The sequence below is a fragment of the Thalassovita mangrovi genome, from assembly GCF_009857745.1.
GTDB classification, from domain to species: Bacteria; Pseudomonadota; Alphaproteobacteria; order Rhodobacterales; family Rhodobacteraceae; genus Thalassobius; species Thalassobius mangrovi.
This window is the reverse complement of the sequence record NZ_WWEN01000006.1, coordinates 70152-96967: the sequence shown is the minus strand read 5'-3', so window position 1 is coordinate 96967 and position 26816 is coordinate 70152. Positions and strand designations below refer to the sequence as shown.

Annotated in this window: 30 protein-coding genes; 12 read left to right on the top strand and 18 right to left on the bottom strand. The window is 63.4% G+C overall.

Features of this window, described 5'->3' with window-relative positions; genetic code table 11:
- Positions 1–28: 28 nt before the first annotated feature.
- Positions 29–235, bottom strand: coding sequence for a cold-shock protein (locus tag GR167_RS14355; RefSeq protein ID WP_160974400.1), 207 nt, complete (start codon positions 233–235; stop codon positions 29–31).
- Between the two features lie 221 nt (positions 236–456).
- Between GR167_RS14355 and GR167_RS14350 the strand changes: the two genes are divergently transcribed.
- On the top strand, positions 457–777 hold the full coding sequence (locus GR167_RS14350; protein WP_160974399.1) for an arsenate reductase family protein: 321 nt from the start codon (positions 457–459) through the stop codon (positions 775–777).
- A gap of 45 nt (positions 778–822) precedes the next feature.
- Positions 823–1191: a hypothetical protein gene (locus GR167_RS14345; protein WP_160974398.1), complete on the top strand. Its 369-nt coding sequence runs from the start codon at positions 823–825 to the stop codon at positions 1189–1191.
- Here the strand turns inward: GR167_RS14345 and GR167_RS14340 are convergent.
- The 6 genes from GR167_RS14340 to GR167_RS14315 all read right to left on the bottom strand — a co-directional run bounded on the left by GR167_RS14340 (position 1148) and on the right by GR167_RS14315 (position 6563).
- Positions 1148–1726, bottom strand: a complete 579-nt coding sequence (locus tag GR167_RS14340; protein WP_160974397.1) for a DoxX family protein — start codon at positions 1724–1726, stop codon at positions 1148–1150. The two genes, GR167_RS14345 and GR167_RS14340, sit on opposite strands and share 44 nt — an antisense overlap.
- Entirely contained in the window at positions 1723–2466 is a 744-nt protein-coding gene (locus GR167_RS14335) for an HvfC/BufC N-terminal domain-containing protein (RefSeq protein ID WP_160974396.1), read from the bottom strand. Before GR167_RS14335 ends, GR167_RS14340 begins: the two co-directional genes overlap by 4 nt.
- Positions 2463–3311, bottom strand: a complete 849-nt coding sequence (bufB, locus tag GR167_RS14330) for an MNIO family bufferin maturase (protein ID WP_160974395.1) — start codon at positions 3309–3311, stop codon at positions 2463–2465. The genes GR167_RS14335 and bufB overlap by 4 nt, the downstream gene beginning before the upstream one ends.
- 67 nt (positions 3312–3378) lie before the next feature.
- Complete coding sequence (locus tag GR167_RS14325) at positions 3379–3690, bottom strand: BufA1 family periplasmic bufferin-type metallophore (RefSeq protein WP_160974394.1); 312 nt, start codon at positions 3688–3690, stop codon at positions 3379–3381.
- Positions 3691–3902: 212 nt separating this feature from the next.
- The gene (gene thrS, locus GR167_RS14320) at positions 3903–5849 is read right to left on the bottom strand and encodes a threonine--tRNA ligase (protein WP_160974393.1); all 1947 of its coding nucleotides are present in this window, start codon (positions 5847–5849) and stop codon (positions 3903–3905) included.
- A 126-nt stretch (positions 5850–5975) separates the two neighbouring features.
- Positions 5976–6563 (bottom strand): TetR/AcrR family transcriptional regulator, encoded by a 588-nt coding sequence (locus GR167_RS14315; protein ID WP_160974392.1) that lies wholly within the window; start codon positions 6561–6563, stop codon positions 5976–5978.
- A gap of 145 nt (positions 6564–6708) precedes the next feature.
- Here GR167_RS14315 and GR167_RS14310 point away from each other — a divergent pair, with 145 nt between their 5' ends.
- A complete protein-coding gene (locus GR167_RS14310) occupies positions 6709–7167 on the top strand; it encodes a GNAT family N-acetyltransferase (protein WP_235915975.1) in 459 nt (152 codons plus the stop codon).
- On the opposite strand, the gene GR167_RS14305 is transcribed toward GR167_RS14310, so the two are convergent.
- Entirely contained in the window at positions 7164–8045 is an 882-nt protein-coding gene (locus GR167_RS14305) for a branched-chain amino acid aminotransferase (RefSeq protein WP_160974391.1), read from the bottom strand. The two genes, GR167_RS14310 and GR167_RS14305, sit on opposite strands and share 4 nt — an antisense overlap.
- A 154-nt stretch (positions 8046–8199) precedes the next feature.
- On the opposite strand from GR167_RS14305, the gene GR167_RS14300 reads away from it, so the two are divergent.
- The 5 genes from GR167_RS14300 to GR167_RS14280 all read left to right on the top strand — a co-directional run bounded on the left by GR167_RS14300 (position 8200) and on the right by GR167_RS14280 (position 10983).
- The gene (locus tag GR167_RS14300; RefSeq protein WP_160974390.1) at positions 8200–8658 is read left to right on the top strand and encodes an Lrp/AsnC family transcriptional regulator; all 459 of its coding nucleotides are present in this window, start codon (positions 8200–8202) and stop codon (positions 8656–8658) included.
- 70 nt (positions 8659–8728) lie between these two features.
- Positions 8729–9475 (top strand): alpha/beta fold hydrolase, encoded by a 747-nt coding sequence (locus GR167_RS14295; RefSeq protein ID WP_160974389.1) that lies wholly within the window; start codon positions 8729–8731, stop codon positions 9473–9475.
- Between the two features lie 58 nt (positions 9476–9533).
- Positions 9534–9968 carry a VOC family protein gene (locus GR167_RS14290; protein ID WP_160974388.1) on the top strand — a complete coding sequence of 145 codons (435 nt, stop codon included), beginning with the start codon at positions 9534–9536 and terminating at the stop codon, positions 9966–9968.
- 59 nt (positions 9969–10027) lie between these two features.
- On the top strand, positions 10028–10741 hold the full coding sequence (locus GR167_RS14285; protein ID WP_160974387.1) for an alpha/beta fold hydrolase: 714 nt from the start codon (positions 10028–10030) through the stop codon (positions 10739–10741).
- Positions 10738–10983, top strand: a complete 246-nt coding sequence (locus tag GR167_RS14280) for a hypothetical protein (protein ID WP_160974386.1) — start codon at positions 10738–10740, stop codon at positions 10981–10983. Before GR167_RS14285 ends, GR167_RS14280 begins: the two co-directional genes overlap by 4 nt.
- Before the next feature lie 392 nt (positions 10984–11375).
- On the opposite strand, the gene phaZ is transcribed toward GR167_RS14280, so the two are convergent.
- Positions 11376–12650, bottom strand: a complete 1275-nt coding sequence (gene phaZ / locus GR167_RS14275; protein ID WP_160974385.1) for a polyhydroxyalkanoate depolymerase — start codon at positions 12648–12650, stop codon at positions 11376–11378.
- Between the two features lie 132 nt (positions 12651–12782).
- Between phaZ and GR167_RS14270 the strand changes: the two genes are divergently transcribed.
- The 4 genes from GR167_RS14270 to GR167_RS14255 all read left to right on the top strand — a co-directional run bounded on the left by GR167_RS14270 (position 12783) and on the right by GR167_RS14255 (position 16823).
- Entirely contained in the window at positions 12783–14576 is a 1794-nt protein-coding gene (locus GR167_RS14270) for a PHA/PHB synthase family protein (protein ID WP_160974384.1), read from the top strand.
- Positions 14577–14709: 133 nt separating this feature from the next.
- Positions 14710–15153 (top strand): phasin family protein, encoded by a 444-nt coding sequence (locus GR167_RS14265; protein WP_160974383.1) that lies wholly within the window; start codon positions 14710–14712, stop codon positions 15151–15153.
- Positions 15154–15286: 133 nt separating this feature from the next.
- A complete protein-coding gene (phaR, locus tag GR167_RS14260; RefSeq protein WP_160974382.1) occupies positions 15287–15853 on the top strand; it encodes a polyhydroxyalkanoate synthesis repressor PhaR in 567 nt (188 codons plus the stop codon).
- 4 nt (positions 15854–15857) lie between these two features.
- The gene (locus tag GR167_RS14255; RefSeq protein ID WP_160974381.1) at positions 15858–16823 is read left to right on the top strand and encodes a LysR family transcriptional regulator; all 966 of its coding nucleotides are present in this window, start codon (positions 15858–15860) and stop codon (positions 16821–16823) included.
- A 95-nt stretch (positions 16824–16918) separates the two neighbouring features.
- Here GR167_RS14255 and GR167_RS14250 read toward each other — a convergent pair whose 3' ends face one another.
- From GR167_RS14250 to GR167_RS14210, 9 genes are all read right to left on the bottom strand, one after another.
- Positions 16919–18136 (bottom strand): DegT/DnrJ/EryC1/StrS family aminotransferase, encoded by a 1218-nt coding sequence (locus tag GR167_RS14250; RefSeq protein ID WP_160974380.1) that lies wholly within the window; start codon positions 18134–18136, stop codon positions 16919–16921.
- A 133-nt stretch (positions 18137–18269) separates the two neighbouring features.
- Positions 18270–19574 carry an NAD(P)/FAD-dependent oxidoreductase gene (locus GR167_RS14245; protein WP_442478245.1) on the bottom strand — a complete coding sequence of 435 codons (1305 nt, stop codon included), beginning with the start codon at positions 19572–19574 and terminating at the stop codon, positions 18270–18272.
- Positions 19575–19692: 118 nt separating this feature from the next.
- Positions 19693–21051 (bottom strand): glutamine synthetase family protein, encoded by a 1359-nt coding sequence (locus tag GR167_RS14240; protein WP_160974379.1) that lies wholly within the window; start codon positions 21049–21051, stop codon positions 19693–19695.
- Positions 21044–21727, bottom strand: coding sequence for a type 1 glutamine amidotransferase (locus GR167_RS14235; RefSeq protein ID WP_160974378.1), 684 nt, complete (start codon positions 21725–21727; stop codon positions 21044–21046). The genes GR167_RS14240 and GR167_RS14235 overlap by 8 nt, the downstream gene beginning before the upstream one ends.
- A gap of 79 nt (positions 21728–21806) precedes the next feature.
- A complete protein-coding gene (locus GR167_RS14230) occupies positions 21807–23141 on the bottom strand; it encodes a glutamine synthetase family protein (RefSeq protein ID WP_160974517.1) in 1335 nt (444 codons plus the stop codon).
- Positions 23142–23335: 194 nt separating this feature from the next.
- The gene (locus tag GR167_RS14225) at positions 23336–24142 is read right to left on the bottom strand and encodes an ABC transporter permease (protein WP_160974377.1); all 807 of its coding nucleotides are present in this window, start codon (positions 24140–24142) and stop codon (positions 23336–23338) included.
- Positions 24139–25023: an ABC transporter permease gene (locus GR167_RS14220; protein WP_160974516.1), complete on the bottom strand. Its 885-nt coding sequence runs from the start codon at positions 25021–25023 to the stop codon at positions 24139–24141. Before GR167_RS14220 ends, GR167_RS14225 begins: the two co-directional genes overlap by 4 nt.
- A gap of 92 nt (positions 25024–25115) precedes the next feature.
- Positions 25116–25829 (bottom strand): transporter substrate-binding domain-containing protein, encoded by a 714-nt coding sequence (locus GR167_RS14215; RefSeq protein WP_160974376.1) that lies wholly within the window; start codon positions 25827–25829, stop codon positions 25116–25118.
- A gap of 51 nt (positions 25830–25880) precedes the next feature.
- A complete protein-coding gene (locus GR167_RS14210) occupies positions 25881–26657 on the bottom strand; it encodes an ABC transporter ATP-binding protein (RefSeq protein WP_160974375.1) in 777 nt (258 codons plus the stop codon).
- Positions 26658–26816: the final 159 nt, after the last annotated feature.

The following is a 26816-nucleotide window of genomic DNA, read 5'->3' as shown; positions in this document are numbered from 1 at the left end:
CGGGGGGCAATCCCCCCGGACCGCGGGTTCACAGGATTTTCAGATCGCCGGCCATCTGCCGGCCGTCGCGCCCGTCGATCATTTCGAAACCGACCTTCTGGTCATCCGCCAGCCCGGTCAGCCCCGACCGTTCCACGGCCGAAATGTGAACAAATACGTCCTTGCCACCGTCATCGGGGGCGATAAATCCGTAACCTTTGGTGGTGTTAAACCATTTCACGGTGCCCGTCGGCATTGTCCGTGTCTCCTTTTTGCCGTTCTTCCCCCTGTTAATGCGGGGCCCATGTCACGCTGGCATGACAGCAATTCTTGAAATGTAATTCGTCTGTTGATCCGCTATCGCCAATGTCACGGGTCCGAGCATTGCAGCACCATTGCAAAAATCAAGCAAAAGAGTGGTGAAGATCGGCGAAATGCCCGTTATTGATGCAAGAAACGACAGAGGGAAGACCGAAAATGCGACTCTACGGGCTGAAGAATTGCGATACCTGCCGCAAGGCGGCCAAGGCGCTGGAGGGGGCGGAACTGATCGATATCCGCGCCGATCCGATGGACGAGGGGCTGCGCGCGGCGGCCTATGAACAGTTCGGTGATGCCCTTCTTAACACCCGGTCGACCACCTGGCGCGGGCTGGACGAGGCCGAACGCGCCCGCCCGGCCATGCAACTTCTGGCAGATCACCCGGCGCTGATGAAGCGGCCGCTGATCGTCGACGATCAGGGCGCGATGCATCTGGGCTGGGGCAAGGACGTACAGGCGGCGCTGCTTGGCAAATAGGCCGGGCATGCCTATCTGAAGTGACGGAATGACGGAGGACCGGACATGCGCAACGCGGCCCTGATGCTGGGCATCATCGGCGGGATCATCGGAATGATCGTGGGCTTTTTCAGCTACGGCTATACCGAGATGATCGACCGCTACGGCGAGGTCGAGGGCCTGTTCGAACAGGTCAGTAGCCCCGAAATCATCCGCGCGGCCAGCTTCGTCTCGCCCTTGCTGGCGATTGCCGGCGGCGCGATGGCGCGGGCGCGGGCGCTGTGGGGCGGCGTTTTGATGCTGCTGTCGGCGGCGGGCATGGTCTATGCCTTCGGCTTCAACGCCTTCACCATGTTCCCCATCGGCTTCGTGGGGATCGGCGGGCTGCTGGCTATTGCGGCTGGCAAACCGGACGAACCGAAGGCGCATTTCTGAGCAAAAGCCGGTCCAGCGACAAGGGGCCGGCGCCTTTCACCACCAGCAGGATCAGCGCCAGCATCCAGAAGCCGCGCTGGTCCAGGATCACCCCGTCGGGCATCCGGTCGAACCAGGCGCCCAAGGTTGCGGCGTGTTCGATGCCGCCATGGCCGAACAGGTCGGTCAGCGATTGCAGAGCGATGAACCCGATCATCCCGACGGCGGCCGGGCGGGTGAACAGCCCCAGCACGATCAGCGCGGGCAGGATGAATTCCGCCCAGGTCCCGGCCACCGTGACCGCCCAGTGATGCGGGCCCAGCTGGCTGCTGTCATATCCGACCGCTTCGAACGTCTTCGGGAAAATCTGCGCATAGGCGCCGGTCGAGGGGCTGAGGAAGCCGAAGAAACCGTCGCCCAGCTTGGTCTGGGCCGAGGCCCAGAAATAGCCCAGCAGAATGGCGGCGAACAGGAACCGGGCGAGCACCGGCAAGATCCAGTCGTTCCGGTCCAGCCGGTCGACAAGGGCGGTGTAGGAGGTGATCAGCGGGGTCATTTCGGGGTCTCCACATCAATATCGGTCAGCGCGGATTGCGCCAGAAGCAGGCTCAGCACGGCACCCAGGTCGGCCCGGGGCGCCTGTGTCAATGCCCGCGACAGGGTCGCACCATCCATCAGCGCGGCGATCAGGACGGCCTGTTCGGGCGCCAGCGGATGCGGCACGGGATCGTAATTGGGGCGGGTGATCAGCACCGGCTGGGCGGTGCCGGGCGGGTTGGGGGCGTCTGGCTCCAGCGCCTTTTGCCGGATCGCGTGGATCGGCCAGTCCGACAGGACCAGCCGCACCGCCGGGGCAAAGCTCAGCCGCGCGCGGTTCAGCGCCTCGGGGGGCAGAGCGGCCAGCTTCGCCGGGTCCAAAGGTGCGGCATCACCGGCGTGATAGGATTGCCGCATTGCATATTCCAGCCGCGCCACATCAGGCAGGTAGCCCAGCGATTTCAGCGCCGGGATGGCGGCGATGTAATCGGCGAAGCCTTCGCCGAACAGCATCATCAGCGGCGACTGCGGCGGCCGGGCGCGTAGGTATCTCTGCGCCAGGGTTTCGAAATTCGCCTCACCCAGCAGCCGGGCGGTGGCCGGGAACCCGGTTTCCAGCGCCTCTTTCAGCGATACCGCGACGTTGTTGCGGTACACCGAAAACCGCTTGCCCGCCGGGCGGCCCGCCGCGTCGGTCAGCCCGGCGGGAACCGGGCGGGCGGGATCGAAAATGGCGGTGGTGAAATCGGTCTGGGTCATGCCGGCACCTTGTCCAGCGCGGCCTCGGCGCGGGCGGCCTCAAGGGCCAGCGTCGCCCAGTCGGGCACGTCGGTATCCCATTCGATCAGGGTGGGGCGGGGCCCGGATTTTTCCAGCACGTAATCCAGCAGGGTCCAGACCGGATCGGCCACCTCGCGTCCGTGGCTGTCGATCAGCAGGGGCGCGCCGTGATCGTCTTCGTCCTCGTCATGGCCGCCGAGGTGGATTTCCCCCACCTGATCAAGCGGAAAGGCATCGACATAGGCGCGCGGGTCGTAGTTCAGGTTGGTGGCCGACACGAAGATGTTGTTCACATCCAGCAGCAGCCCGCAGCCGGTGCGTTTCGACACCTCGGCCAGGAAGGCCGGTTCGTCATAGGTCGACTCCGCGAAGGCCAGGTAGGAGGACGGGTTTTCCAGCAGCATCCGGCGGCCCAGCGTTTCCTGCACCTGGTCGATATGGGAACAGACCCGGGCCAGCGTGGCATTGGTATAGGGCAGCGGCAGCAGGTCGTTCAGAAAACCGCTGTCATGGGTCGACCAGGCCAGGTGTTCGGAAAAGCTGGCGGGGTTGAGCCAGTCGCAGAGATATTTCAGCCGCGCCAGGTGGGACGGGTCAAGCGGGGTTTCGCCGCCGATGGACAGCCCGACGCCATGCACCGAGATCGGAAACCTATCGGCCAGGAACCGCAGTTGCGCGATCGGTCGGCCGCCGTCGCCCATGTAGTTTTCCGCATGGATTTCCAGCCAGCGCACCGGCCCGGCATCGGCCAGGATATCGCTGTAATGCTGCGGCTTGTATCCGACGCCCGGGGCGGCGGGCAGGGTGTTGGGTTGGTCGAACATGGCTTTCTCCCCCGGTCTTGAAGATCGGGGCGGGATGACCCGCCCCGTGAATGGCCCGAGAAGGGGCTCAGCCTTCCATCGGCAGGTCGCGGCTCAGCGCTTCCAGCGAACCGTGGCGCATCGATCCGTCGGCCATCGCCGGCAGTTCGATATTCATGCAGGTGCCCGCATCGACGAGTTTCCAGGCATTGCCCTGGTAATCGACCTTCGAGGTGCCGGCGCAGGTGGTGCCGGGGCCTGCGGCGCAGTCGTTCTGACCGGCCAGCGAGATGCCGAAGCATTTTTCCTTGGCGCCATCGGCGCTGGCGGTGGTGGCGTGGGCGGACAGCGCTGCGGCAACGGCGCCGACAACGGCCAGGGTTTTCATCGTATTGGACATTTCTCTTCCCTTTCGGTTTCAAATCCAGATCGCTCGGTGGCGATGTGTAAAACCTAGGGATTGAGGGACGTAACGGGCCACTCACGAGCCCGTGCCTCACACGTGCGTGTGTCCGTGTGAGCGCCGGGGCCACGATATCGGCGGAAATCCCCGGAAATGTTACGGCCCGCGGCGGGATTTCCGTCGCGGGCCGTGAAAGTTTTTTTCGATTGTTACAGAAGGTCGGGCGGCGTCGCTTCGATCTTCAGCTGGCTCACGATTTCGTCCAGGGTTGTGACCGAGGTTTGCTTTTCGCCCAGGCGGCGGACCGACACGGTGCGGTCCTCGACCTCTTTCATGCCGCAGGCCAGGATCACCGGAACCTTGCTCAGCGAATGTTCGCGGACCTTGTAGTTGATCTTCTCGTTGCGCAGATCGGCCTCGGCGTTCACGCCCGCGGCGCGCAGCGCCTTGACCACTTCCATGCAGTAATCGTCTGCATCCGACACGATGGCGGCAACCACGACCTGGCGCGGCGCCAGCCAGAACGGCAGCTTGCCGGCGCTGTTTTCGATCAGGATGCCGATGAAGCGCTCGAAACTGCCCAGCGTGGCGCGGTGCAGCATGACGGGCCGGTGCTTTTCGCCGTCCGATCCGATGTAATGCGCATCCAGCCGTTCGGGCAGCACGAAATCCACCTGCAAGGTGCCGCATTGCCAGTCGCGGCCGATCGCGTCGGTCAGCACGAATTCCAGCTTCGGCCCGTAGAAGGCGCCTTCGCCGGGGTTCAGCGCGATGTCGTTGGTCACCTTGCGGGTGGCCGACAGCAGCGCGTCTTCGGCGCGGTCCCAGACCTCGTCCGAACCGGCGCGCATATCGGGGCGGTCGGAGAACTTGATCTTGTAGCTTGAGAAACCGAGATCGCGGTAGATATTGCTGAGGAAGGCGATGAACTTCTCGGTTTCCTCGGCGATCTGCTGCTCGGTGCAGAAGATATGCGCGTCGTCCTGGGTGAAGCCGCGCACCCGCATGATCCCGTGCAACGCGCCCGAGGGTTCATAACGGTTGCAGGCGCCGAATTCGGCCATCCGCAGCGGCAGGTCGCGATAGGATTTCAGACCCTGCTTGAAGATTTCCACGTGGCAGGGGCAGTTCATCGGCTTCAGCGCGTTGATCGCCTTTTCGCGGGCATGTTCCTCGTCCACTTCGACGATGAACATGTTTTCCTGGTATTTCTCCCAGTGGCCCGAGGCTTCCCACAGCTTGCGGTCGACCACCTGCGGGGTGTTGACCTCGACATAGCCGTCGCGCTGCTGCTGGCGGCGCATGTAATCCTGCAGCGTGGTGTAGATGCGCCATCCGTTCGGGTGCCAGAACACCTGACCGGGGGCTTCTTCCTGCATGTGGAACAGGTCCATTTCGCGGCCCAGCTTGCGGTGGTCGCGCTTGGCGGCTTCCTCCAGCATGGTCATGTGCGCCTTGAGCGCCTTGCGGTCCTTGAAGGCGACGCCATAAATCCGCTGCAGCATCGGGCGGGTGTTGTCGCCCAGCCAGTAGGCGCCGGCCACATGGGTCAGCTTGAACCCGTCGGCGGGCACCTGGCCGGTATTCTGCAGGTGCGGGCCACGGCACAGGTCCATCCATGGGCCATGCCAATACATGCGGATGTTTTCGCCTTCGGGGATGCGGTCGATCAGTTCGATCTTATAGGGCTCGTTGCTGCCGCGATAATGTTCGATCGCGCGGGCGCGGTCCCAGACCTCGGTCTTGACCTCGTCGCGGGCGTTGATGATTTCCTTCATCCGCGCTTCGATCCGGCCCAGGTCTTCGGGGGTGAAGGGGTCTTCGCGGTCGAAATCGTAGAACCAACCGTAATCGCGGACCGGGCCGATGGTGACCTTGACGTCGGGCCAGATGTCCTGCACCGCGCGGGCCATGATATGGGCCAGGTCGTGGCGGATCAGTTCCAGCGCCGGTTCATCGTCCTGCATGGTGTTGATGGCGATGCTGGCATCCTCGGTGATTGGCCATTGCAGATCCCAATGCGCGCCGTTCACGGTCGCGCTGATCGCTTTTTTGCCAAGGGATTTGGAAATGCCTTCGGCGATCTCGGCGGCGGTAATGCCAGCCTCGAATGCACGTTGATTGCCATCGGGGAAAGTAAGGGTGACTTCAGCCATTCTTTGGCCTCCTCGTCAGTTTGGCGCCCACGGAACGCCCGGTTGCGGGTTATATGTTCGCGCCCTTAATGGGGGCGCGGTGGGGGCAAGTCAAGACGGGGCGCGCAAAGGTATTGCGCGCGCGACTCAATGCCCCGGCGCGATCACCGCGCGTTCCGTCAGCCGTTTCATTTCCGTGACATAGCTGACCTGCGACCAGCCGCAGGTCAGCCGCAGCTGTTCCCAGTTGGGGACCGACAACAGGGTCCAGACCAGATCGGTTGCGGTGTCGCGGTCCAGATGCGGCGCCAGCATACCATCGGCTTCGATCATCGCCACCGCGGCCTCGCAGCCGATCCGCACCGCCTGCATCCGGCCGGACCAGGCGTTGCGCGCCTCGTCGTCGCTGTGCTGCATCGCCATCAGCGCCCGTGCCACGCCGTGGATTTCGGGGATGTAATTGCCCCAGGCCTCGACGAACAGCGCCAGGCGTTCGCGCCCCGACCCGGCCGCGCGGCTGGCGGCCAGCCGGTCGTCGATATCCTTCGCCTCGTCGAGATGCCGGGTGGTGGCGATCAGCAGGTCCGCCCGGGTGGGAAAATGCAGGTACAGCGCCTGGCGGCTGATCCCGGCCTGTTTGGCGATATCGGACATGCGGACGGTGGCGCCGGATTCCAGAAGTTTCCAGGCGGCGTCGAGGATGCGGGTGCGGGTGTTTTTGCTTTGGCTTGACATGGTGTCAATGTAGCCCTACTTGTCGCCCTGTCAACTGGACATGATGTCAAGAAATGTGTTTTTAAACGATCCGAGAGGACAGGCAGATGAAAGTTATTATCTTTGCCGCAGCCGGCTGCGCGGGCCGTGCCGTGGGGATTTCCAATTGACCGGCGCGCAGACGGTGATGCGCCGGGCCGTCGCTGCGGACCTGTCCCGGATCGTCGCGATGCTGAGCGACGATCCGCTGGGGCAGGGGCGCGAAAGCGGGCTGGTCGACGCCACCTATCGCAACGCGTTCGAGTCCATCGACCGCGATCCGTCGCATTACCTTGCCGTGGCCGATCGCGGCGGCGAGGTGATCGGCACGCTGCAGCTGAGCTTCCTGCCCGGGCTGGCGCGCCACGGCATGTGGCGCGCGCAGATCGAGGCGGTGCGGGTGGCGCGCGAAGCGCGTGGCGAGGGTATCGGCCGCTTCATGTTCGACTGGGCCATCGACAAGGCGCGTGCGCAGGGCTGCGGATTGGTGCAGCTGACCTCGGACGCCGAACGCACCGGCGCGCATGAGTTCTATGACCGGCTGGGCTTCAAGCCCAGCCATGTCGGCTACAAGCTGCAGCTTTAGGCGGCGCTGTCGGCCTGCGCCGGGCTGTGGGCGAAATCCCAATACAGCCCGCGCGCCCGCAGCGTGACCGGGCCGATGCCCAGCTCGCGTTCCTCGAAGCGCGATACCGGCATCACCTTGGCGATATTGCCGGTGGCGAAGATTTCCTCGGCCAGGCGGAAATCCTCGACCGTCAGCGCGGTCTCGACCACCTCCACCCCGTCGCCGCGCAGCAGCCCGATCACCCGCTGCCGGGTCAGACCGTTCAGGAAACATCCCGTCGGGGCGGGGGTGAATACCACCCCGTCGCGCACCAGGAACACGTTGGTCGACGCGGTTTCGGCCACGTTGCCGTCGATATCCAGCGACAGCGCGTTGGAAAACCCGTGCTGGCGGGCATAGACCATGATGCGGCCGTTATTGGCGTAAAGCGATCCCGCCTTGGCCTCGGTCAGCGCCATGTCCTGACGCGGGCGGCGATAGGGGGAAACGGTCAGCGAAAACCCCTCGATGGCGGGCATCGCCAGTTCCTCGATACAGATCGCGAAGCCGGTGCTGGCCGGGTCGAGTTCGATCAATCCCGCCCCGCTGTCGCGCGACCACATCATCGGGCGGATATACAGCTCCGCCCCCTTGGGGGCCTGTTTCACCTTGTCCCGAACCAGCGCGGCGATTTCTTCGCCGGTGACACTGGGGATCATGCCAAGCGCCTGGGCCGAGCGGGGCAGGCGGGCGCAATGCAGGTCCAGATCGGGCAGCACGCCCTCGAACATCCGCGCGCCGTCGAACACCTGGCTGCCCAGCCAGGCGCCGTGATCGGCGGCGCCCATGATCGGTGTGTTGCCGTCGTGCCAGTCGCCTTCGAACCAGGTCGTGATCTTACCCTTGCCAATCGCCATGTGATCCTCCGCAGCTGTGCTGATTGTTTGTTCTGCAATAAGGTTACCGATCACGGAGAAAATATTCTGTCGAAGTTAAGAAAATATGGGTGAATGGCAAAATTAAATTTTGCATGGTATTGAAAGTGCGAATGAAGATTTTGAGGATGCGGCGATGAAACTGTCGGATACCGATCTGCGGATATTGCGGGAACTGGCCCGCGACGGGAGGCAGACCAACGCGGACCTGGCCGAAAAGGTCGGGCTGTCGGCCAGCCAGTGCTGGCAACGGCTGCGGCGGCTGGAAAAATCCGGGGTGATCAAGGGCTATGGCGCGCGTGTCGATCAGGAAGCGGTGGGATTGCCCGAAACGGTGCTGCTGGAACTGGCGCTGGAACGCAATGAAGGGGTCGGGGTCGAAGCGGTTTGCGAAACCCTGTCCCGGTTCCCCGAGGTGCTGGAGGTGCGGATGACGTCAGGGGATTTCGACATCTTCGCCAAGCTCGCCGTCAGCGGCACCCGCGGTTACGAGAGGTTCCTGCGCGAAAGGCTGCACCGGATCAAGGGCATCCGCCAGTCGCGGTCGAGCTTCTCACTGCGCTGTTTCAAGAACGAAATCTCGGTGGTGCCATAGGGCAGGGCCAAACCGCTTTTCCCTACGCCAAGCCGCCGCTAGATTGGCCGCAAATCATCGGGAGAGAGCAATGGAATTTCTGACCACCCCGCAGGGCCGCCGGATCGCCTATGAAAAGACCGAAGGCCAGGGGCCGACCGTGATCTTCTGTTCCGGGCTGAAATCCGACATGGAAGGCACCAAGGCGGTGTTCCTCGAAGCCTGGGCCAAGTCCAAGGGCCTGTCCTATATCCGCTTCGACTATTCCGGCCACGGCCAAAGCTCGGGCAGCTTCGCCGAGGGTGCGATCGGCGACTGGCACGAAGATACCTTGGCGGTGGTCGATCAGCTGACCGAGGGGCCGATCGTGGTGGTGGGCAGCTCGATGGGCGGCTGGCAGGCGCTGCTGCTGGCTCGCGCGATCCCCGACCGGATCGTCGGCATGGTCACCATCGCCGCCGCCCCCGATTTCACCGAGGATGGATACTGGGCCAGCTTCACCGACGCGCAGAAGGCCGAGCTGGCGGAAAAGGGTTTCGTTGCCATGCCGTCGGACTATGACGAGGATTACATCATCTCCAAGCGACTGATCGAGGAAGGGCGCGACCGGCTGGTGCTGCGCAGCCCGCTGCGGCTGGATTTCCCGGTGCGCTTCCTGCAGGGCACGAACGACACGGCGGTGCCGACCCAGACCGCCGTGCGGCTGCTGAACCATGTCGAGGGAGACGATATCCGCCTGACCCTGGTGAAAGGCGCGGATCACCGGTTTTCCGATCCCGACTGCCTGGTGCTGATCGAAAAGTCGGTGGAAAAGGTGCTGTCACGGTCCAAGGGTTGATATGCGCGGCGGGGCTGCATAGCCTCGCGCCATACCCCCTTGCCGAGGAACCCTGCCAATGGACCCGCGCGTTTCCCTGATCACCCTTGCGGTTGATGATCCCGCCCGTTCCGCCGCTTTCTACGATGCTTTGGGGTGGCAAAGGCAGGACGCGCCCGCGGGCATGATCGTCTATGACCTGCTGGGCCAGTCGCTGGGGCTTTATCCCAAATCCGACCTGGCGCGCGACATGGGGGTGGACCCCGAAACCCTGGGCACCGGCGCGATGACGCTGGCCTGCAACCAGCGCGACAAGGCGGGCGTCGATGCGGTGACCGAGGCCGCGCGGGCGGCCGGCGCCCGTATCCTGAAGGAACCGGGAGAGGTGTTCTGGGGCGGCTACATCGCCTATTTCGCCGATCCCGACGGCCATGTCTGGGAAATCGCCCATAACCCGTTTTCGCCGCTGCGCGATGACGGTGCGTTCCGTTGGCAGGGCTACGGCGGGAAATAATTGACAGCCGCGCCCGCGCGCCGAATTCTGAGCCCAAAGCAAGGATCGGAGCAGGCAGCATGACAGAGTCTTTGGTATTCCTTCCCGGCATGATGTGCGACGCGCGGCTGTTCGCGCCGCAGCTGGCCGATCTGAGCCGCGACACCGCGGTGACGGTGGCGCCGATCACCGGCGGCGAGCGGATGGAGGAAATCGCCTCAAACCTGCTGGACGGGCTGCCGCAGCGTTTCGCGCTGGCCGGGCTGTCGATGGGCGGCATCGTGGCGATGGAAATCCTGCGCCGCGCGCCCGACCGGGTCACCCGGATCGCCTTGATGGATACCAACGCGCTGGCCGAAACGCCGCAATCGGCGGCGATGTACGAACCCTTCATCATCAAGGCGCGTTCGGGCCAGCTGGACGAAGCGATGCGCGACTTCATGAAACCCGATTTCCTGGCCCCGGGGCCGGGGCGGATGGCGGTGCTGAACGCGCTGTTCGACATGGCCCGCGACATGGGACCCGAGGTCTTCGTGCGCCAGGTCCGTGCGCTGCAGCGCCGCCAGGATCAGCAGCCGACCCTGCGTAAATGCAAATGCCCGGCGCTGGTGCTTTGCGGGGAAGAGGACGGGCTGACCCCGGTGAAGCGGCACCGCTTCATGGCCGACCTGATCCCCTATGCGGAACTGGAAATCATCCCCGGCGCCGGGCATCTGCCGGTGCTGGAACAGCCCGAGGCGGTCACCGCCGCGCTGCGCCGCTGGATGGCGCGGCCTGCCGTACAGAGGGCATGACGGGCAAGGGCAAATCCAAGGCGGTACGGCAGCTCCGGCGGCTGCAGATCTGGACCCGCCGCCATATCCCGCCGGGGCTGCGGCTGCTGGCGGGGCTGCTGCTGATGCTGGCGGGGTTGTTCGGGTTCCTGCCGGTGTTCGGGTTCTGGATGTTCCCGCTGGGCGTCGCCATCGCGGCGCTGGACGTGGTGCCGATCTGCCGGGCGCTGCACGGTTGGTGGCGGGGCCGGCAGGGGGACTGATTGACTTGGGCGGGATGCTGGAAGGTCGCTCAATCGTTCCGCAAAGCGATATGCTCTACATAGCTATCTGAAAATTCTTGAGGTGCGCGGCGCGCTTTGGTTGACGCTCCCGCCCGGCTGTAGGCCGGGCAGCCCCCGACCGCCCCCATGGGCGGGGGCTTCACCCCCACCCGCGGCCGGGGGCTACCCTCCGCGTTTAGTCTGAATGAAATTGGGGAGTGGTGAAGGGTAGCATGGCAGCTGTTGCAGCGCGCGAATGTGGCCGACAGTAACTGCCATGCTCAGATGTTCGCAGCGCCACCCCGCGGACTGGCGCTGGCCCGGCTTCTCGACAACTCAAATAAAAACGGCGGGGCACAGGCCCCGCCGTTTGTTTCGTCAATCCGATCCGCTCAGCGCGCGGCGGCGTTCTTGTTGGCGGGTTTCGACGGCCCCTTGCCGCTGTTGGCGTCGATGAAATCCAGCACCAGCGGGCGGATGTTGTTGCGCCAGCTCTTGCCGGCGAAGATGCCGTAATGACCGGCGCCGGGTTCGACATGGCTGGCCTTCTTTTCATCGGGCAGACCGGTGCACAGGTTCAGCGCCGCGATGCATTGGCCGGGGGCGGAAATGTCGTCATTCGCGCCTTCGACCGTCTTCACCGCGACCGTGGTGATCTTGCCGATATCGACATGCTTGCCGTTGATGGTGAATTCGTTCTTGGCGATCTCGCCGTTCTTGAAGATCCGTTCCACCGTCGTGAGGTAGAATTCGGCGGTCATGTCCATCACCGCCAGGTATTCGTCGTAGAACCGGTTGTGGGCGTCGTGATCGGCGGCTTCGCCCTTCAGCACCCGGTGGATCTGATCGGAAAACGCCTGGCTGTGGCGGTCGGCGTTCATCGACATGAACGACGCCAGTTGCAGCAGACCGGGGTAAACCAGCCGCCCCACGCCCTTGTACTTGTAGCCGACCCGCTGGATCATCATTTCCTCCAGCTGCCCCATGGTGACGCGGTTGCCGAAATCGGTCACGTCGGTGGGGGTGGCATCGGGGTCGATCGGGCCGCCGATCAGGGTCAGCGATTTCGGCTGCGCCTCGGGTTCCTCACCGGCCAGGTAGGCGGTGGCGGCCAGCGTCAGCGGCGCCGGCTGGCAGACCGCGATCACATGGGTGTCGGGGCCCAGATGCTTCATGTAGTCGACCAGGTAGAGGGTGTAATCCTCCACGTCGAACTTGCCGGCCGAGACCGGAATGTCACGCGCGTTATGCCAATCCGTCACGTAGAGTTCGCAATCGGGCAGCAGGCTGATCACCGTGGAACGAAGCAGAGTCGCATAATGGCCGGACATCGGCGCAACCAGCAGAACCTTGCGCGGCTTGGTCTTGCGCCCGGCGACCTTGAAATGGATCAGATCGCCGAAATCGCCCTCGACCGCGATTTCCTTGCTGACCAGGTGGTCCTTGCCGTCTTCGCAGGTGATAGAGCGGATGCCCCAGCTGGGTTTCACGACCATGCGCTGGAAAGTACGTTCCGTCACTTCGCCCCAGGCCGCCATCCACTGCAAGGCGGGGTTTGGCACCATCGAAAAAACCGGATAGGATGCAAGCGACAGGGCGGAGGCACCCAACCATTGGTTCGTGTTACGGAAAGTTTCCATAAGATCGTAGGTGGCCATGTAGCGCATGAGCGTTTCCTTTTATCTCCGCTGTCCCACCAGGTCCTGCCGTCACTATTTACCGGGCGCCGGCGACAACGCATCATAGAGTACCGCATTACGAATGCTGCACAGCAGCAAAGATAAGGGGGTTTTGTTGATATGACAACTAAAGAGGACATTGCTCTCGAAAATCTCGACCGGCTGAACGCCAACCTGGCGCGGGTTGAGGAGCTTTCTCAGAGGTTTATTAACGCGGTATCGCAGCGCAACCCGGCCAATCCGACTTTGAACGCGCCCGATCACGATGTGTTTCTGAACGCCGCGACGACCTATTGGGCCGAGATGGTGCAGAATCCGGCCAAGCTTTTCGAGAATCAGCTCGAATTCTGGGGCAAGTCGGTGAAGCACTATATCGAGGCGCAGCAGGCGCTGGCCAAGGGCACCTTCCAGGCGCCCGAGGACGAAACCGGCGACGACCGGCGGTTTTCCAACCCGCTGTGGAAGACGCACCCCTATTTCAACTTCGTCAAACAGCAATACATGCGCAACGCCGATGCGATCCGCAAAGCGGTGGGCGAATTGCAGGATCTCGACGAGACCGAGCGCAAGCGGCTGAACTACTTCGCCCAGCAGATCATCGACATGATGGCGCCGACCAATTTCCTGGGCACCAACCCCGACGCCTTGGAGAAGGCGGTGGAAACCGAGGGCGAAAGCCTGGTGCGGGGCCTGGAAAACCTGGTCGCGGACCTGGAGGCGAACCAGGGCGAAATGCTGGTCCGGCTGGCCGATGACAGCGCTTTCGAGCTGGGCCGCAACATCGCCACCACGCCGGGGCAGGTGGTCTATCGCAACCGGATGATGGAGCTGATCCAGTACAGTCCCGCTACCGAACAGGTCCACGCCACCCCGATCGTGATCTTCCCGCCCTGGATCAACAAGTTCTACATCCTCGACCTGAAGGCGCAGAACAGCCTGATCAAGTGGATCACCGAACAGGGCTACACACTGTATGTGGTCAGCTGGTTCAACCCCGATCGCAGCTATCGCGACATCGGGATGGAGCATTATATCGAGGAAGGCTTCCTCGAGGCGATCCGGGTGGCGAAGGAGATCACCGGCGAAAAGCAGGTCAACGCGGTGGGCTATTGCATCGCCGGGACAACGTTGCACCTGGTGCTGTCGCTGCTGAAGAAGCGCGGCGACAAGTCGATCAAGTCGGCCACCTTCTTCACCGCGCTGACCGATTTCAGCGACCAGGGCGAATTCACCCCGTTCCTGCAGAACGATTTCATCGACGGGATCGAGGTGGAGGTCGAAAAGCAGGGCATCCTGCGCGGCTTCATCATGGGCCGCACGATGAGCTTCCTGCGCTCCAACGACCTGATCTACAGCCCGGCGATCCGCAGCTACATGCTGGGCGAAGCGCCGCCCGCCTTTGATCTGCTCTATTGGAACGGCGACGGGGCGAACCTGCCGGGGCGGATGGTGATGCAGTATCTGCGCGGGTTGTGCCAGCGCAACGAATTCGTCGACGGCGGGTTCGAGTTGCTGGGCGAAAAGCTGCATGTCAGCGATGTCGACGTGCCGATCCTGGCGGTGACCTGCGAAAACGACCATATCGCGCGCTGGAAGGATTGCTATCGCGGCTTCCGGCAGACCAGTTCGAAGAACCGTACCTTCATCGTGTCGGAATCGGGCCACGTCGCCGGGATCGTGAATTCGCCGGCGAAGAACAAGTACGGCCATTACACCAATGACGACCTGAGCCAGGACGCCGAAGGCTGGATGGCAGGCGCCACCCGGCACGACGGCAGCTGGTGGCCGCGTTGGGAAGCCTGGCTGCGCAAGCGCTCGGGCAAGATGGTCCCGGCGCGCACCCCTGGTGATTCGGGTTACCCGGCGCTCGAACCGGCCCCGGGGACCTATGTGAAGGTCAAGGCAAACCACTGAAATCCCTGCACAACCCGAAATTCATTCTGCGGCGCAGCGAAATCACTTGATTTTCTGCGCTGCAGCATGCATATTGTTTGCAGATGCAGAAATGCCGGGCGGGGGTCCGGTTGCACAAAAGGATTTTGGAACAATGGCAAAAACTCAAGATTTCACCGCGATCATGAAAGACATGATGGGCGCGTTCCCGGTCGACACCAAGGCCGTTGAAGATGCATTCAAGACCCAGGCGGCCCTGAACGAAAAGCTGACCTCGGCAGCGCTGTCGGCGGCTGAAAAATCGTCGGAAATTTCCAGCAAGTGGACCAAGGACACCCTGGCCAAGCTGAGCGACGTCTCCAAGGTCAAGGACGAGCCGGCCGATTACGCCAAGGCGCTGAGCGATTTTGCTTCCGCTGCGGCCGAAACCGCTGCCGAAAACATGGCCGCCTTCGCCGAAATCGCCAAGAAACTGCAGACCGAAACCGTCGAACTGCTGATGGCTGCGGGCAAGGACATCACCGAAGAAGCATCGGCCGCGGTTCAGAAAGCCGCCAAGGACGCCACCGCAGCGGCCAAGAAAGCCGCAGCGAAGTAATCGTTAAGACCGCCGCATCACTCCTCCTCCCAATCAGATGCGTCGCGTAGGGCGGGCTTTAAGCCCGCCCTTTCTTTTTTTTCTGCGCTAGCATAAGCTTTTTCCGCAATGCTGCATTTTGGGAGGATCGCCCGTGGCTGACGAAAAAAAACCGCTGCTGATAAAGCGTTATGCCAGTCGCCGTTTGTACAACACCGAAACCAGCGACTATGTCACGCTGGAAGACATCGCGGGCTTCATCCGCGAAGGCCGCGAGGTGCAGATCGTCGATCTGAAATCGGGCGACGACCTGACCCGGCAATACCTGCTGCAGATCATCGCCGAACATGAAAGCCGCGGTGAAAACGTGCTGCCGGTCAATGTGCTGACCGACCTGGTGCGGACCTATACCACTCAGGCCGGATCGATGGTGCCGCAATTCCTGCAGATGTCCTTCGAGATGCTGCAGGAAGGTCAGTCCAAGATGATGGAAAACATGACCAAGGCCAATCCGATGCCCACCATGCCGGGTTTCGAGGCGCTGCAGGCCCAGCAGGAAGCCTTCCTGAAGGCGATGACCAGCGGGTTGTCCGGCGGCTGGAGCAGCCCGGAACCCGAAGCGTCCGCAAAGGCCGCGAAAGAGGGCGAGGACGAGGGCCTTGACGCGATCAAGGAACAGCTGGCCGCGCTGCAGGACAAGCTGAGCAAGATGAGCAAGTAACGCGATGGTGGACAGCCCCGGCCGGATCACGCTTTGGGGGGTCGAGGTGTTCGTCGCCACCGCCGAGGAAGGCAGCATTTCCGCCGCGGCGCGGCGGCTTGGCGCCAGCGCCTCGGCGGTGAGCCAGCAACTGACCAATCTCGAAGCCGCCATCGGCGCGACCCTGCTGATCCGCAACACGCGGCCCGTGGCGCTGACCCCGGCGGGCGAGATTTTCCGCCGCCGCGCCGGCACCATCCTGAACGAGGCGGCGCTGGCGCGCGCCGAACTGGCGATGGCCGATATGTCGGCGCTGACCCGGTTCCGGCTTGGCATGATCGAGGATTTCGAAACCGACGTGACGCCGCACCTGCTGACCAAGCTGGCCGGCGAAATGAAGGGCTGCCAGTTCCTGCTGGAAACCGGGGCCAGCCATCACCTCTATGACCAGCTCGACGCGCGGGCGTTGGACGTGATCGTCGCTGCCGACATGGGCGGTGAAACCGACTGGATGGAAGTCCACCCGCTGCTGTCCGAAGGCTTCGTCGTCGCCACCCCCAAGGGCGCGGTGGACCGCGGCCAGCCGTTGCTGCCGCAGCTGCAGGCGCTGCCGCTGGTGCATTACACCACCCGCCACCACATGGGCCGCATCCTGTCATCGCACCTGGCGCGGCAGAACCTGACGCTGGCGCACCGGTTCGAACTGGACAGCTACCACGCGATCCTGGCGCTGGTGGCGCAGGGGGCGGGCTGGACCATCCTGACGCCGCTGGCGCTGATGCGGGCGCGGCGCTTTGCCGATCAGCTCGACGTGTTCGAACTGCCCTTCGCGCCGCTGTCGCGGCGAATTTCTCTGGTGGCGCGCAAGGGCATCCTGCAGGACATGCCCGCGCGGGTGGCCGACGAATTGAAGCCGGTGCTGCAAAGCCACGTGGTCGAACCGGCGGTGCGCGCCTATCCGTTCATGGCGGATGTTCTGGAAATTTTGTGACCTGTCTGCCCGCAACGGGGCAGGGTGACGTTCGGGGAGGGTGAAAAGTCGCCGCCCTTCACCGCTCCCGGAACGCGCGTTTCAAACCGCTGTCCTCAGGTCCCGAAGGCGCGGCTGTTGCCCATCACGTCCTGCGCCGCCTTGATCAGCGCCTCGGCGATCACATCCAGTTCCGGCAGGGTCAGCCGGGCGGGCAGGCGGGCATCGCAGGCCTTCATCAGCATCGCCTTGGTCTGCGGCAAGGACGGCGCCTTGCCAAGGAATTCCCAGTTCCAGAAGGCGCGCGCATTGTCGGTGCTCAGCCCGAAAACCTGCACCTTCACCCCGCGCGCGGCCGAGGCATCCTGGAACGCCCGCACTTCGTCTTCTGCCATGCCGACCAGGTTGAACTGGATCGAATCCGGCGCGCGCTCTTCCGGGCCCAGCTTTTCGGGCACCTCGATCCAGGGCGACAGGTTCAGTTTCTCGGCGACGTAATCGTGGTTGCGCCGCCCGTCGGTGATCCGGCGCGGCACCTCGGCCAGCTGCGACCGCACGACGGCCGCAGACAGGTTGCCAAGGCGCAGGTTGTAGAGCGGCAGCTTGTTCTGCCAGCGGGCAAAGGCCGCCTGCAGCGCCTCGGCATCTTCCTCGTTGCGGGCCAGGTGCTTCTTCCAGTTATGCTCGTAAGCGCCCGACATGATGGTGGCCTGGGCCAGCACATCGGCGTCGTCGGTGACCAGGATGCCGCCCTCGCCGGAATTCAGCAGCTTGTAGCTCTGGAACGAAAAGCAGCCGATCTTGCCGATGGTGCCGATATTGCGCCCATGCCACTGGGTGCCCAGCGAATGCGCCGCGTCTTCGATCAGCGGTACGTTGCGTTCCTCGCACAGCTTCACGATGGCATCCATGTCCGAGGTATGGCCGCGCATATGGCTGATCATCACCGCGCTGATCGTATCGTCCAGCTTGGCGTCGAAATCGGCCATATCGATGCGGTAATTGTCGGCCACCTCGGCCAGCACCGGTACGCAATCGGCATGCACGATGGCCGAGGGCACCGCGGCGAAGGTGAAGGCCGGGATCAGCACCCGGGCTTCGCGCGGCAGGCCAAGCGCCTTCAGAGACAGGAACAAAGCCGCCGAACAGGACGACACCGCCAGCGCGTATTTGCTGCCCAGCATGTCTGCGAATTCGCGTTCCAGCAGCGACACCGGCGCGTTTTCCGGCGCGGTGTAGCGGAACAGGTCGCCCGATTGCAGCAGGCGTTCGATTTCGGCGCGGGCCGAGGCCGGGATCGGTTCGGCATCGTAAACATTGGGCGGCAATGTCATGTTTTCGGCTTTCCTGAATGTCTTCTTCGGTTTTTCTTAAAACCATTCTGAGCACAAGGAAAATGAAATTGCCATGACAAACCGCCCCGGTGGGGCGGTTTTGTTACTGTTTCTGTTGTTTAGTCGCTGCGCCTTACAGCCCCAGGCGGTCGCGCATCGCGTACCAGCTCATCGCCAGCACCAGGAGCGGCGAGCGCAGCGCCCGCCCGCCGGGGAAGCCGGGCGCGGGCAGCGCCGACATGGTGTCGAACCCTTCCGCATCGCCCTGGATCGCGCGCGCCATCAGCATGCCGCAATGGGTGGCGGTGCCCAGCCCGTGGCCGGAATAGCCCGAGGCGCTGAGGATATTCGGCCGCAGCCGCGCCACGAAGGGCAACCGCTTCATGGTGATCGCCAGGGTGCCGCCCCAGGCGTAATCGATCCGCACATCCTTCAGATGCGGATAGATCTCGCTCATCGGCTTGCGCACCGTCGCTTCGATGTCGCGCGGGAAGCGGTAGCCATAGCTTTCGCCACCACCGAACAGCAGCCGTTTATCGGCCGACAGGCGGAAGTAATTCACAACGAACTTGCTGTCGCATACCGCGATGTCGCGGCTTAGAACCTTGGCGGCGTCGTCGCCCAAAGGTTCGGTCGCCACCACGAAATTGTTGATCGGCATCACCCGCGCCGCCACCTTTTCGTTCAGCCCGCCCAGGTATCCGTTGCAGGCCAGAACGACATGATCGCAGGTAACCTGACCTTGCGCCGTTTTGACCACCGGCTTGGCACCTTCCTGCACCCCGGTCACCTCGGTCCGCTCGTAAATCCGCACCCCGGCCTTGGCGGCGGCGCGCGCCAGCCCGAGCGCGAAATTCAGCGGATGCAGATGCCCCGCGCCCATGTCCAGCAGCGCCCCGTCATAGGCGGGCGAGGGGCAGATGCCGGACCATTCTTCGGGCGTCAGTGCCGAAATCTGGTCATAGCCGTACTCGCGTTGCATATGCTCGGCATAGTCATGCAGGTGCTTGGTGTCGCTCTTGCCGAAACCGGTCCAGGCGATGCCGGGTTTCAGGTCGCACTCGATGCCGTGTTTCGCCACCAGGTCGCGCACCAGTTGCTTGGCTTCCTCGCCCAGGTCCCACAGCCGGTGCGCATCCTCGCGCCCGAACATCGCCTCCAGCTCCTCCTGGTCGCGGCGCTGGCCGCTGCCCAGCTGGCCGCCATTGCGCCCCGAGGCGCCGAAACCGACCCGGTGCGCCTCCAGCAACACCACTTTGAGCCCGGCCTCGGCCAGGTGCAGCGCCGCTGACAACCCGGTGTACCCGGCCCCCACCACACAGACATCCGCCCGCGTCTCGCCCTTCAGCTCCGCAAAGGGCTCCAACGCATTTGCCGTCGCGGCGTACCAGCTCGCCGGATATTCGCCCTTGCGGTCGTTCGAATACAGCAGGTTCATCGCCAGCCCTTCTTCTGTTCAAAAATATCCCGGGGGAGTCGTTGAAAATCCTGAGGATTTTCAACGGCGGGGGCAGAGCCCCCTAGCCGCGCCGCAAGGCGCGGCTTCCCTTCACGCATCAGACGTTCAGCAGCAGATGCTCGCGTTCCCACGGGCTGATCACCTGCAGGAATTCCTCGTATTCGGTCCGCTTGATGATCGAATAGACCCGGGCGAATTCCGGGTGCAGCACCTGGTGCAGCGCCTCGGCCTCCTCGAACAGGTCCAACGCCTCGCCCATCACCCGGGGCAGCTCGGTCTCGTCCTCGTAAGCGTCGCCTTTGAAGCTGGGACCAGCGCGCTTTTCCTCCATCAGGCCCAGGTAGCCGCAGGCCAGCGAGGCCGCGATGCCCAGGTAGGGATTGCAATCCATCCCCGCCAGCCGGTTTTCCACCCGCCGCGACGCGGGGCCCGAGATCGGGATGCGGATGCCTGTGGTGCGGTTGTCGCGGCCCCAGGCCAGGTTGATCGGGGCGGCGTGATCGCGCACGTAGCGGCGATAGGAATTGACGTAGGGCGCCAGCATCGCCACCGCCGAAGGAAGGTAGTTCTGCAAGCCGCCGATGAAGTGGAAAAACGCGTCCGTCTCGCCGCCCTGCGGGCCGGAAAACAGGTTGCCGCCGGTTTCCATGTCGATCACCGAATGGTGGATATGCATGGCGCTGCCCGGTTCCTCGGCGATCGGTTTCGCCATGAAGGTGGCGAAACAATCGTGGCGCAAAGCCGCCTCGCGGATCAGCCGCTTGAAGTAGAACACCTCGTCGGCCAGCTTCACCGGGTCGCCGTGGCGCAGGTTGATCTCCAACTGCCCGGCGCCGCCTTCCTGGGTGATGCCGTCGATCTCGAACCCCTGGGCCTCGGCGAAATCGTAGATGTCGTCGATCACGGGGCCGAATTCGTCCACCGCAGTCATCGAATAGGCCTGACGCGCCGCGGCGGGGCGGCCCGAGCGGCCCATCATCGGCTGGATCGTCTGCGCCGGGTCGGTGTTCTTGGCGACCAGGTAGAATTCCATTTCCGGCGCGACCACCGGATCCCAGCCCTGCTTGTGGTACAGGTCCACCACCCGTTTCAGCACGTTGCGCGGGGCGAAGGGGATCGGGTTGTTCTTGCGGTCATAGGCGTCATGGATCACCTGCAGCGTCCAGTCGCCGGTCCAGGGCGCGGCGGTGGCGGTTTCCATGTCCGGGCGCAGGATCATATCGCGTTCGATGAACCCCTCGTCGCCCGCCGCTTCGCCCCAGTCGCCGGTGATGGTCTGGTAGAAGATCGAGTCGGGCAGGTGGAAGTAATCCTGCTTGGCGAATTTAGACGCCGGCACCGCCTTGCCGCGGGCAATCCCGGGCAGGTCGGAAACGATACATTCGACCTCGTCCAGACGGCGGCCTTCGAGATAGGCCTGTGCGGCCTCGGGCAGGCCCTGTATGAAATCATTCATCGGATTTTCCTTTGAAAAAAGCCGCCATGCGGTCGCCGAATTCGCGGTCGTGCACCGGCCGGTCACCCTGTTTTCCGATCTCTTCGATCATTGCCTCGGGCAATACGCCCGGCGCGCGGTGTTCCAGCAGACCCTCGATCATCCGGGCGGTGAATTCGGGATGCGGCTGCACGGTCATGATCGTGTCGCCGTACAGCAGCCCGGCATTGGCGCAGAAATCGTTGCTGGCGATCACCTCGGCGCCTTCCGGCGCCTCGACCACCTGGTCCTGGTGCCAGGCGTTCAGCACCATCTGCTTGCCGCCGAAATCGTATTCCTGTGCGCCCGCGGCCCAGCCGCCCTGGAATTTCTCGACCTTGCCGCCAAGCGCCTGGGCGATGATCTGATGGCCGAAGCAGACGCCGATCATCGGCTGGCCCGCATCGCGGACCTTGCGGATGAAGTCTTCCAGCGGCGGGATCCAGTCGTGGGGTTCGTACACGCCGTGTTTCGATCCGGTGATCAGCCAGCCGTCGGCCGCATCGGTCGAGGCGGGGAAGTCACCGTCCACCACGTTGAAGGTTTCGAATTCAAAGCCGTGCCCCTCCAACAGGGTGGCGAACATGCGGGCGTAATCGCCCAGTTCGTCTTTCACCTCGTCGGGGGCATGGCCGGTTTGCAGGATGCCGATTTTCATGGGTCACCAAAGTGTCAGTTGGCTGCGAAAGCAAAGGTAAGTGGAGCGGGAGGTTGCGGCAAGGGGGCTAAGCGCCCCCTCAGACCGTGTCGAGGTAGATCTCCACCCGTTCCGCCGGCGTCAGTTCGCCCATGTAATGCAATTCCTGCCGCTTGGTCAGGATGAAGTTCTGGATCAGTTCGGGCGCGAAGATGCGCTTGATCGCCTCGCTTTGCTCGAAGGCGTCGATCGCCGCGCCCCAGGTGTCGGGCACCTGCGGCAGCTCCAGCGCATAGGCGTTGCCGGTGATCGGTTCGACCGGTTCGATCCCGTCCTCGATCCCGTTCAGCGCCGCGCCCAGGATCACCGCCAGCATCAGGTAGGGGTTCACGTCGCCCCCCGCCAGCCGGTGTTCGATCCGCCGCGCCTTGTGGCTGCCCGAAGGAATACGGATCGCCGAGGTGCGGTTTTCATAGGCCCAGCAGATGCCGGTCGGCGCATGGGCGCCGGGCACCATGCGGTCGTAGCTGTTCCAATGCGGTGCAAAGATCAGCGTGCTGTCGGCCATCGCGTTCAGGCAGCCCGCCACCGCGTGGCGCAGCGCGTCGGTGCCTTTCGGGCCGCCATCGTCGAAGATGTTGTTGCCGTCCTCGTCCAGCACCGAAAAATGGGTGTGCAGGCCGGACCCGGCGTAATCCTCGTAAGGCTTGGCCATGAAGCTGGCGGCAAAGCCGTGGCTGCGCGCCAGCCCCTTGACCAGCATCTTGAACAGCCAGGCATCGTCGGCCGCGCGCAGCGCGTCGTCGCAATGCATCAGGTTGATCTCGAACTGGCCCAGCCCCGCCTCGGAAATCGCGGTGTCGGCGGGAATGTCCATTTCCTCGCAGGCGTCGTAGAGGTCGGTGAAGAAACTGTCGAAGGCGTCCAGCGCCCGGATCGACATGGTTTCAGCGGCCTTGCGGCGCTTGCCCGAGCGGGGGCTGACCGGCACCTGCAGGTTGCGGCCCGAGTCGTCGATCAGGAAGAATTCCAGCTCAACCGCGACCACCGGGGTCAGGCCGCGCTGCTTGTAGCGTTTCAGCACCGCGTTCAGCGCCTGGCGCGGATCGGCCTCATAGGGTTTGCCGTCTTCGCGGAACATCCAGATCGGCAGCAGCGCGGTCGGCGCCGACAGCCAGGGCATCGGGATGAAGCCGCGCTCGGTCGGTTTCAGCACGCCGTCGCGGTCGCCGGATTCGAACACCAGCGGGCTGTCGTCGATATCTTCGCCCCAGATGTCCAGGTTGAGCACCGAGTAGGGGAAGCGGGTGCCGTCTTCGACCACCTTGTCGGCGAAGCGGGCCGGGACGCGCTTGCCGCGCGGCTGCCCGTTCAGGTCGGCGGCAGCCACACGGATCGTGCGCACTTCCGGGTGCTTTCTGAGCCAGTCTTTCATATTCATCTTCATACGCCTGATGAGGCCGTGCCCGTACGGGAAACGCAAGCCCGGGTTTTGGGGCGTTTGCGCGTCAGGTCCATGCCCTTGGTCCTTGTTATTTGATCAAAATATATGTGCGGGGTTGTAGCCAGTTCACTGGAAAGAAAATCCAGTCAAACCATCACCCAAATATTTTGATCAAATATCGTTTACTACCGGATCAAGTTCGGACGCAAGCGAATTTTTCGGCGTACACCCTGCGGCAGGTGCCGGTTCAGGCGCCGGTTCACCAGCCCGAACAGCGTCACCACGATCAGCGTCAGCAGCACGAAATACATCGCCAGAATCGGGTAGGGGATGAACGGGTTGAAGGTCTTGTCGGCGAAATAGCTGGCGTAATAGAGCGCATCGCCCTTCTGCCGCCAGGCCGGGAAGCCGGAAAAGAACACCAGCGTGGTGGCGTGGAACAGGAAGATCGCTTCGTTGGTATAGGCGGGCCAGGCCAGCCGCAGCATGGTGGGCCAGGTGATCTTGCGGAACTTCTTCCAGCCGGAAAAGCCGTAGGCGTCGGCGGCTTCCAGATCGCCCTTGGGCACCGAACGCAGCGCGCCGTAGAAAATCTCGCCCGAATAGGCGGCGGTGTTGAAGAACAGCGTCACCAGCGCCCCCAGCCAGGCGGCGGTGAAGGGGGCGAAGACGGGCGACAGCTTCTTCAGGCTGAGGAACAGGAAATAGGCGAAGAAGAACTGGATGAAGAGAGGCGAGCCGCGGAAGATGAAGATGAACCATTCGGCGGGTTTGCGCAGCAGTCTGTTGTCGGAATTCTTGCCAAGCGCCAGGGCGGTGGCCAGGAAGAACCCGGCCAGCAACGCGACGACGCCGAAATAGACGTTCCAGATCATCCCTGATCCGATCAGGGTGAATTGCTGGCACAGGGTGAAGTCTTCCTTCGGCAGCAGCCTCTCGCCGATGCCGATGGACCGCAGGGCGTAATCCTGAATGGTGATCCAGCAGCTCATGCCTTGGCCTTTCTCTGCTTTTCACCAGCCAGCGTCGCCTGACCGTGGCTGAGGCGGACCATCAGCTTTTCCAGAACCACCTCGGAGAATTTGGTGAACAGCAGGTAGAAGACCAGCAGCGCCAGGAAATACCACATGCGCCAGTCGCCATGGGGGTAATCGGTGAACTTGGCGGTTTTCGACCCGCCCAGTTCGCGGGCCCAGTACACGATGTCTTCGACGCCCAGCAGGAACAGCAGCGGCGTGGCCTTGATCAGCACCATCCACAGGTTCGACAGGCCGGGCAGGGCATAGACCCACATCTGCGGCACCAGGATGCGCCAGAACGCCTGCCGGTGGGACATGCCATAGGCTTCGGCGGTTTCCATCTGGGCGCGGGGCACGGCGCGCATCGCGCCGAAAAGGACGTTGGCGGCAAAGGCGCCGAAGACGATGGCGAAGGTGATCACGGCCAGGCCGAAACCGTACACTTCATGCACCCATTGCGCGGCAGAGGACAGCGGCATCTTGGCCTCGGCGCAGACCACGAAATCGTTGCCCTGGCGGATCGGGTCGGTCCAGTCGGGGCACAGGGCCTTGTGGCGCAGCCACTCGATCGCCTGGTCGAAGGCGATCACGAAGAACAGGAAAAAGGCGATGTCGGGCACGCCGCGCACGATCGCGATATAGGCCTTGCCAAGCCAAGAGACGGGCAGGATGCGCGACCGCGCCGCCATCGCGCCACCGAAACCGAAGGCCAGCGCCACCGGAGCGGTGATCGCCAGCAGCAGCAGCACCGTCCCGAAGGAGGTGTAGAAGGACATGTGCTTGCCGGTGGTGAGATAGCACGAAAGCCAGGTCAGGCCGGAAAGCGTGTCGGGATCTGCGCAATAGCTGAAAATGGCGGGCCTCGTCGGGGCTGCGATGCGGGAATTCTAATTTGGGGAAGGGTGAAAGGGGGGAAGGGCGCGCCTTCCCCCCAAGGAACGGGCGCTTAGAAGGTTGCGCCGATTTCCCACTTTTCGATCAGCGCGTTCAGGCTGCCATCGTCTTTCATCGACTGGATGGCGGCGTCGAACTTGGCTTTCAGTTCGCCGTCGCTTTCGCGGATGCCCATGCCGACACCGCCGCCGATCAGCTCTTCCTGCGACAGCAGCATCAGGTCGGCGTCTTCGTCGGCGATCGGGGCCAGGTAGGTCTTGTCGGCCAGCACCGCGTCGGCTTCGCCGTTGCGCACGGCTGCGATGGTTTCATCGGGGGTGGCGAATTCCACCAGGGTCGCGCCCGAGGCGGCGACGAAAGCGGCCTGGATGGTGCCGGTCTGCGCCGCGATCACCGCGCCTTTCAGATCGACATCTTCCGACATCGCCAGGTAGGCCGACGGATCGGGCTGGGTGTAGTTCTGGGTGAAGTCGATCACCTCTTCGCGTTCGGCGGTGATCGACATGCCGGCGATGATGGTGTCGTAGTTGCCCGAAACCAGGTTCGGAATGATCGAATCCCATTCGTTGGTGACCCATTCGCAGGTCAGTTCGGCGCGCTTGCACAGCTCGTCGCCCAGTTCGCGCTCGAACCCGTCCACTTCGCCGCTGTCGTTGATGAAGTTATACGGAGGGTAGGCGCCCTCGGTGCCCATGCGGATGGTGCCGGCCATTGCCATGCCTGCGGTCAGGGCCAGGGCGGCGGTGGTGATAATCAGGTTTTTCATAGAATGCTCCCGTTAGGTTTTCGTTTTGATTAGCTGGCCCGCGCCCCTGCCTCAGGCATGGACGGTGGCCGAAAGGAACTGTTTCAGCCGCTCGCTTTCCGGCGCACCGAAAAGCTGGGCGGGCGGGCCTTGTTCCTCGATCAGGCCCTGATGCAGGAACACGACATGGCTGGAAATGTCCGAAGCCATTTTCATGTCATGGGTCACGATCAGCATGGTGCGGCCCTCGGCGGCCAGGTCGCGGATCACCTTGATCACTTCCTGTTCCAGTTCCGGGTCCAGCGCCGAGGTCGGTTCGTCGAACAGCAGCGCCTCGGGTTCCATGCACAGCGCCCGGGCGATCGCCGCGCGCTGCTGCTGGCCGCCGGACAGCTGCGCCGGGTAGGCATCGCATTTGTCGCCGATGCCGACCTTGTCGAGGTAACGGCGCGCGGCCTGTTCCACCTCGTCCCGGTCGCGGCCCAGCACCGTCACCGGCGCTTCCATCACGTTTTGCAGGATGGTCATATGGGCCCACAGGTTGAACTGTTGGAACACCATCGACAGGTTGGTGCGGATGCGCAGCACCTGTTTCGGATCGGCCGGCTGCCGGTGCAGCCCCGTGCCCTTCCATTTCACCGGTTCGCCCTTGAACAGGATGTCGCCCTGCTGGCTGTCTTCCAGCAGGTTGGCGCAGCGCAGGATGGTGGATTTGCCCGATCCCGACGACCCGATCAGCGATACGACGTCGCCCTTATGCGCGGTGATATCGACGCCCTTGATCACCTCAAGCGCGCCGTAGGCCTTGTGAAGGCCGCGGATTTCAATGACTGGATCCTGGTCCGACAAGTGCGTCCCTATGTGTTCTGTCCCTGTTTGATCGACAGAATAGGACCGAAAAAAACAATCTGTGCAACTTGCAATTCGGCGAATCTGCCCGGGAATCGGTCAAATTGACCCTGGGTCATCCGCAATTTGACACCTGGGTGATCAATCGAAGGGCGGGAG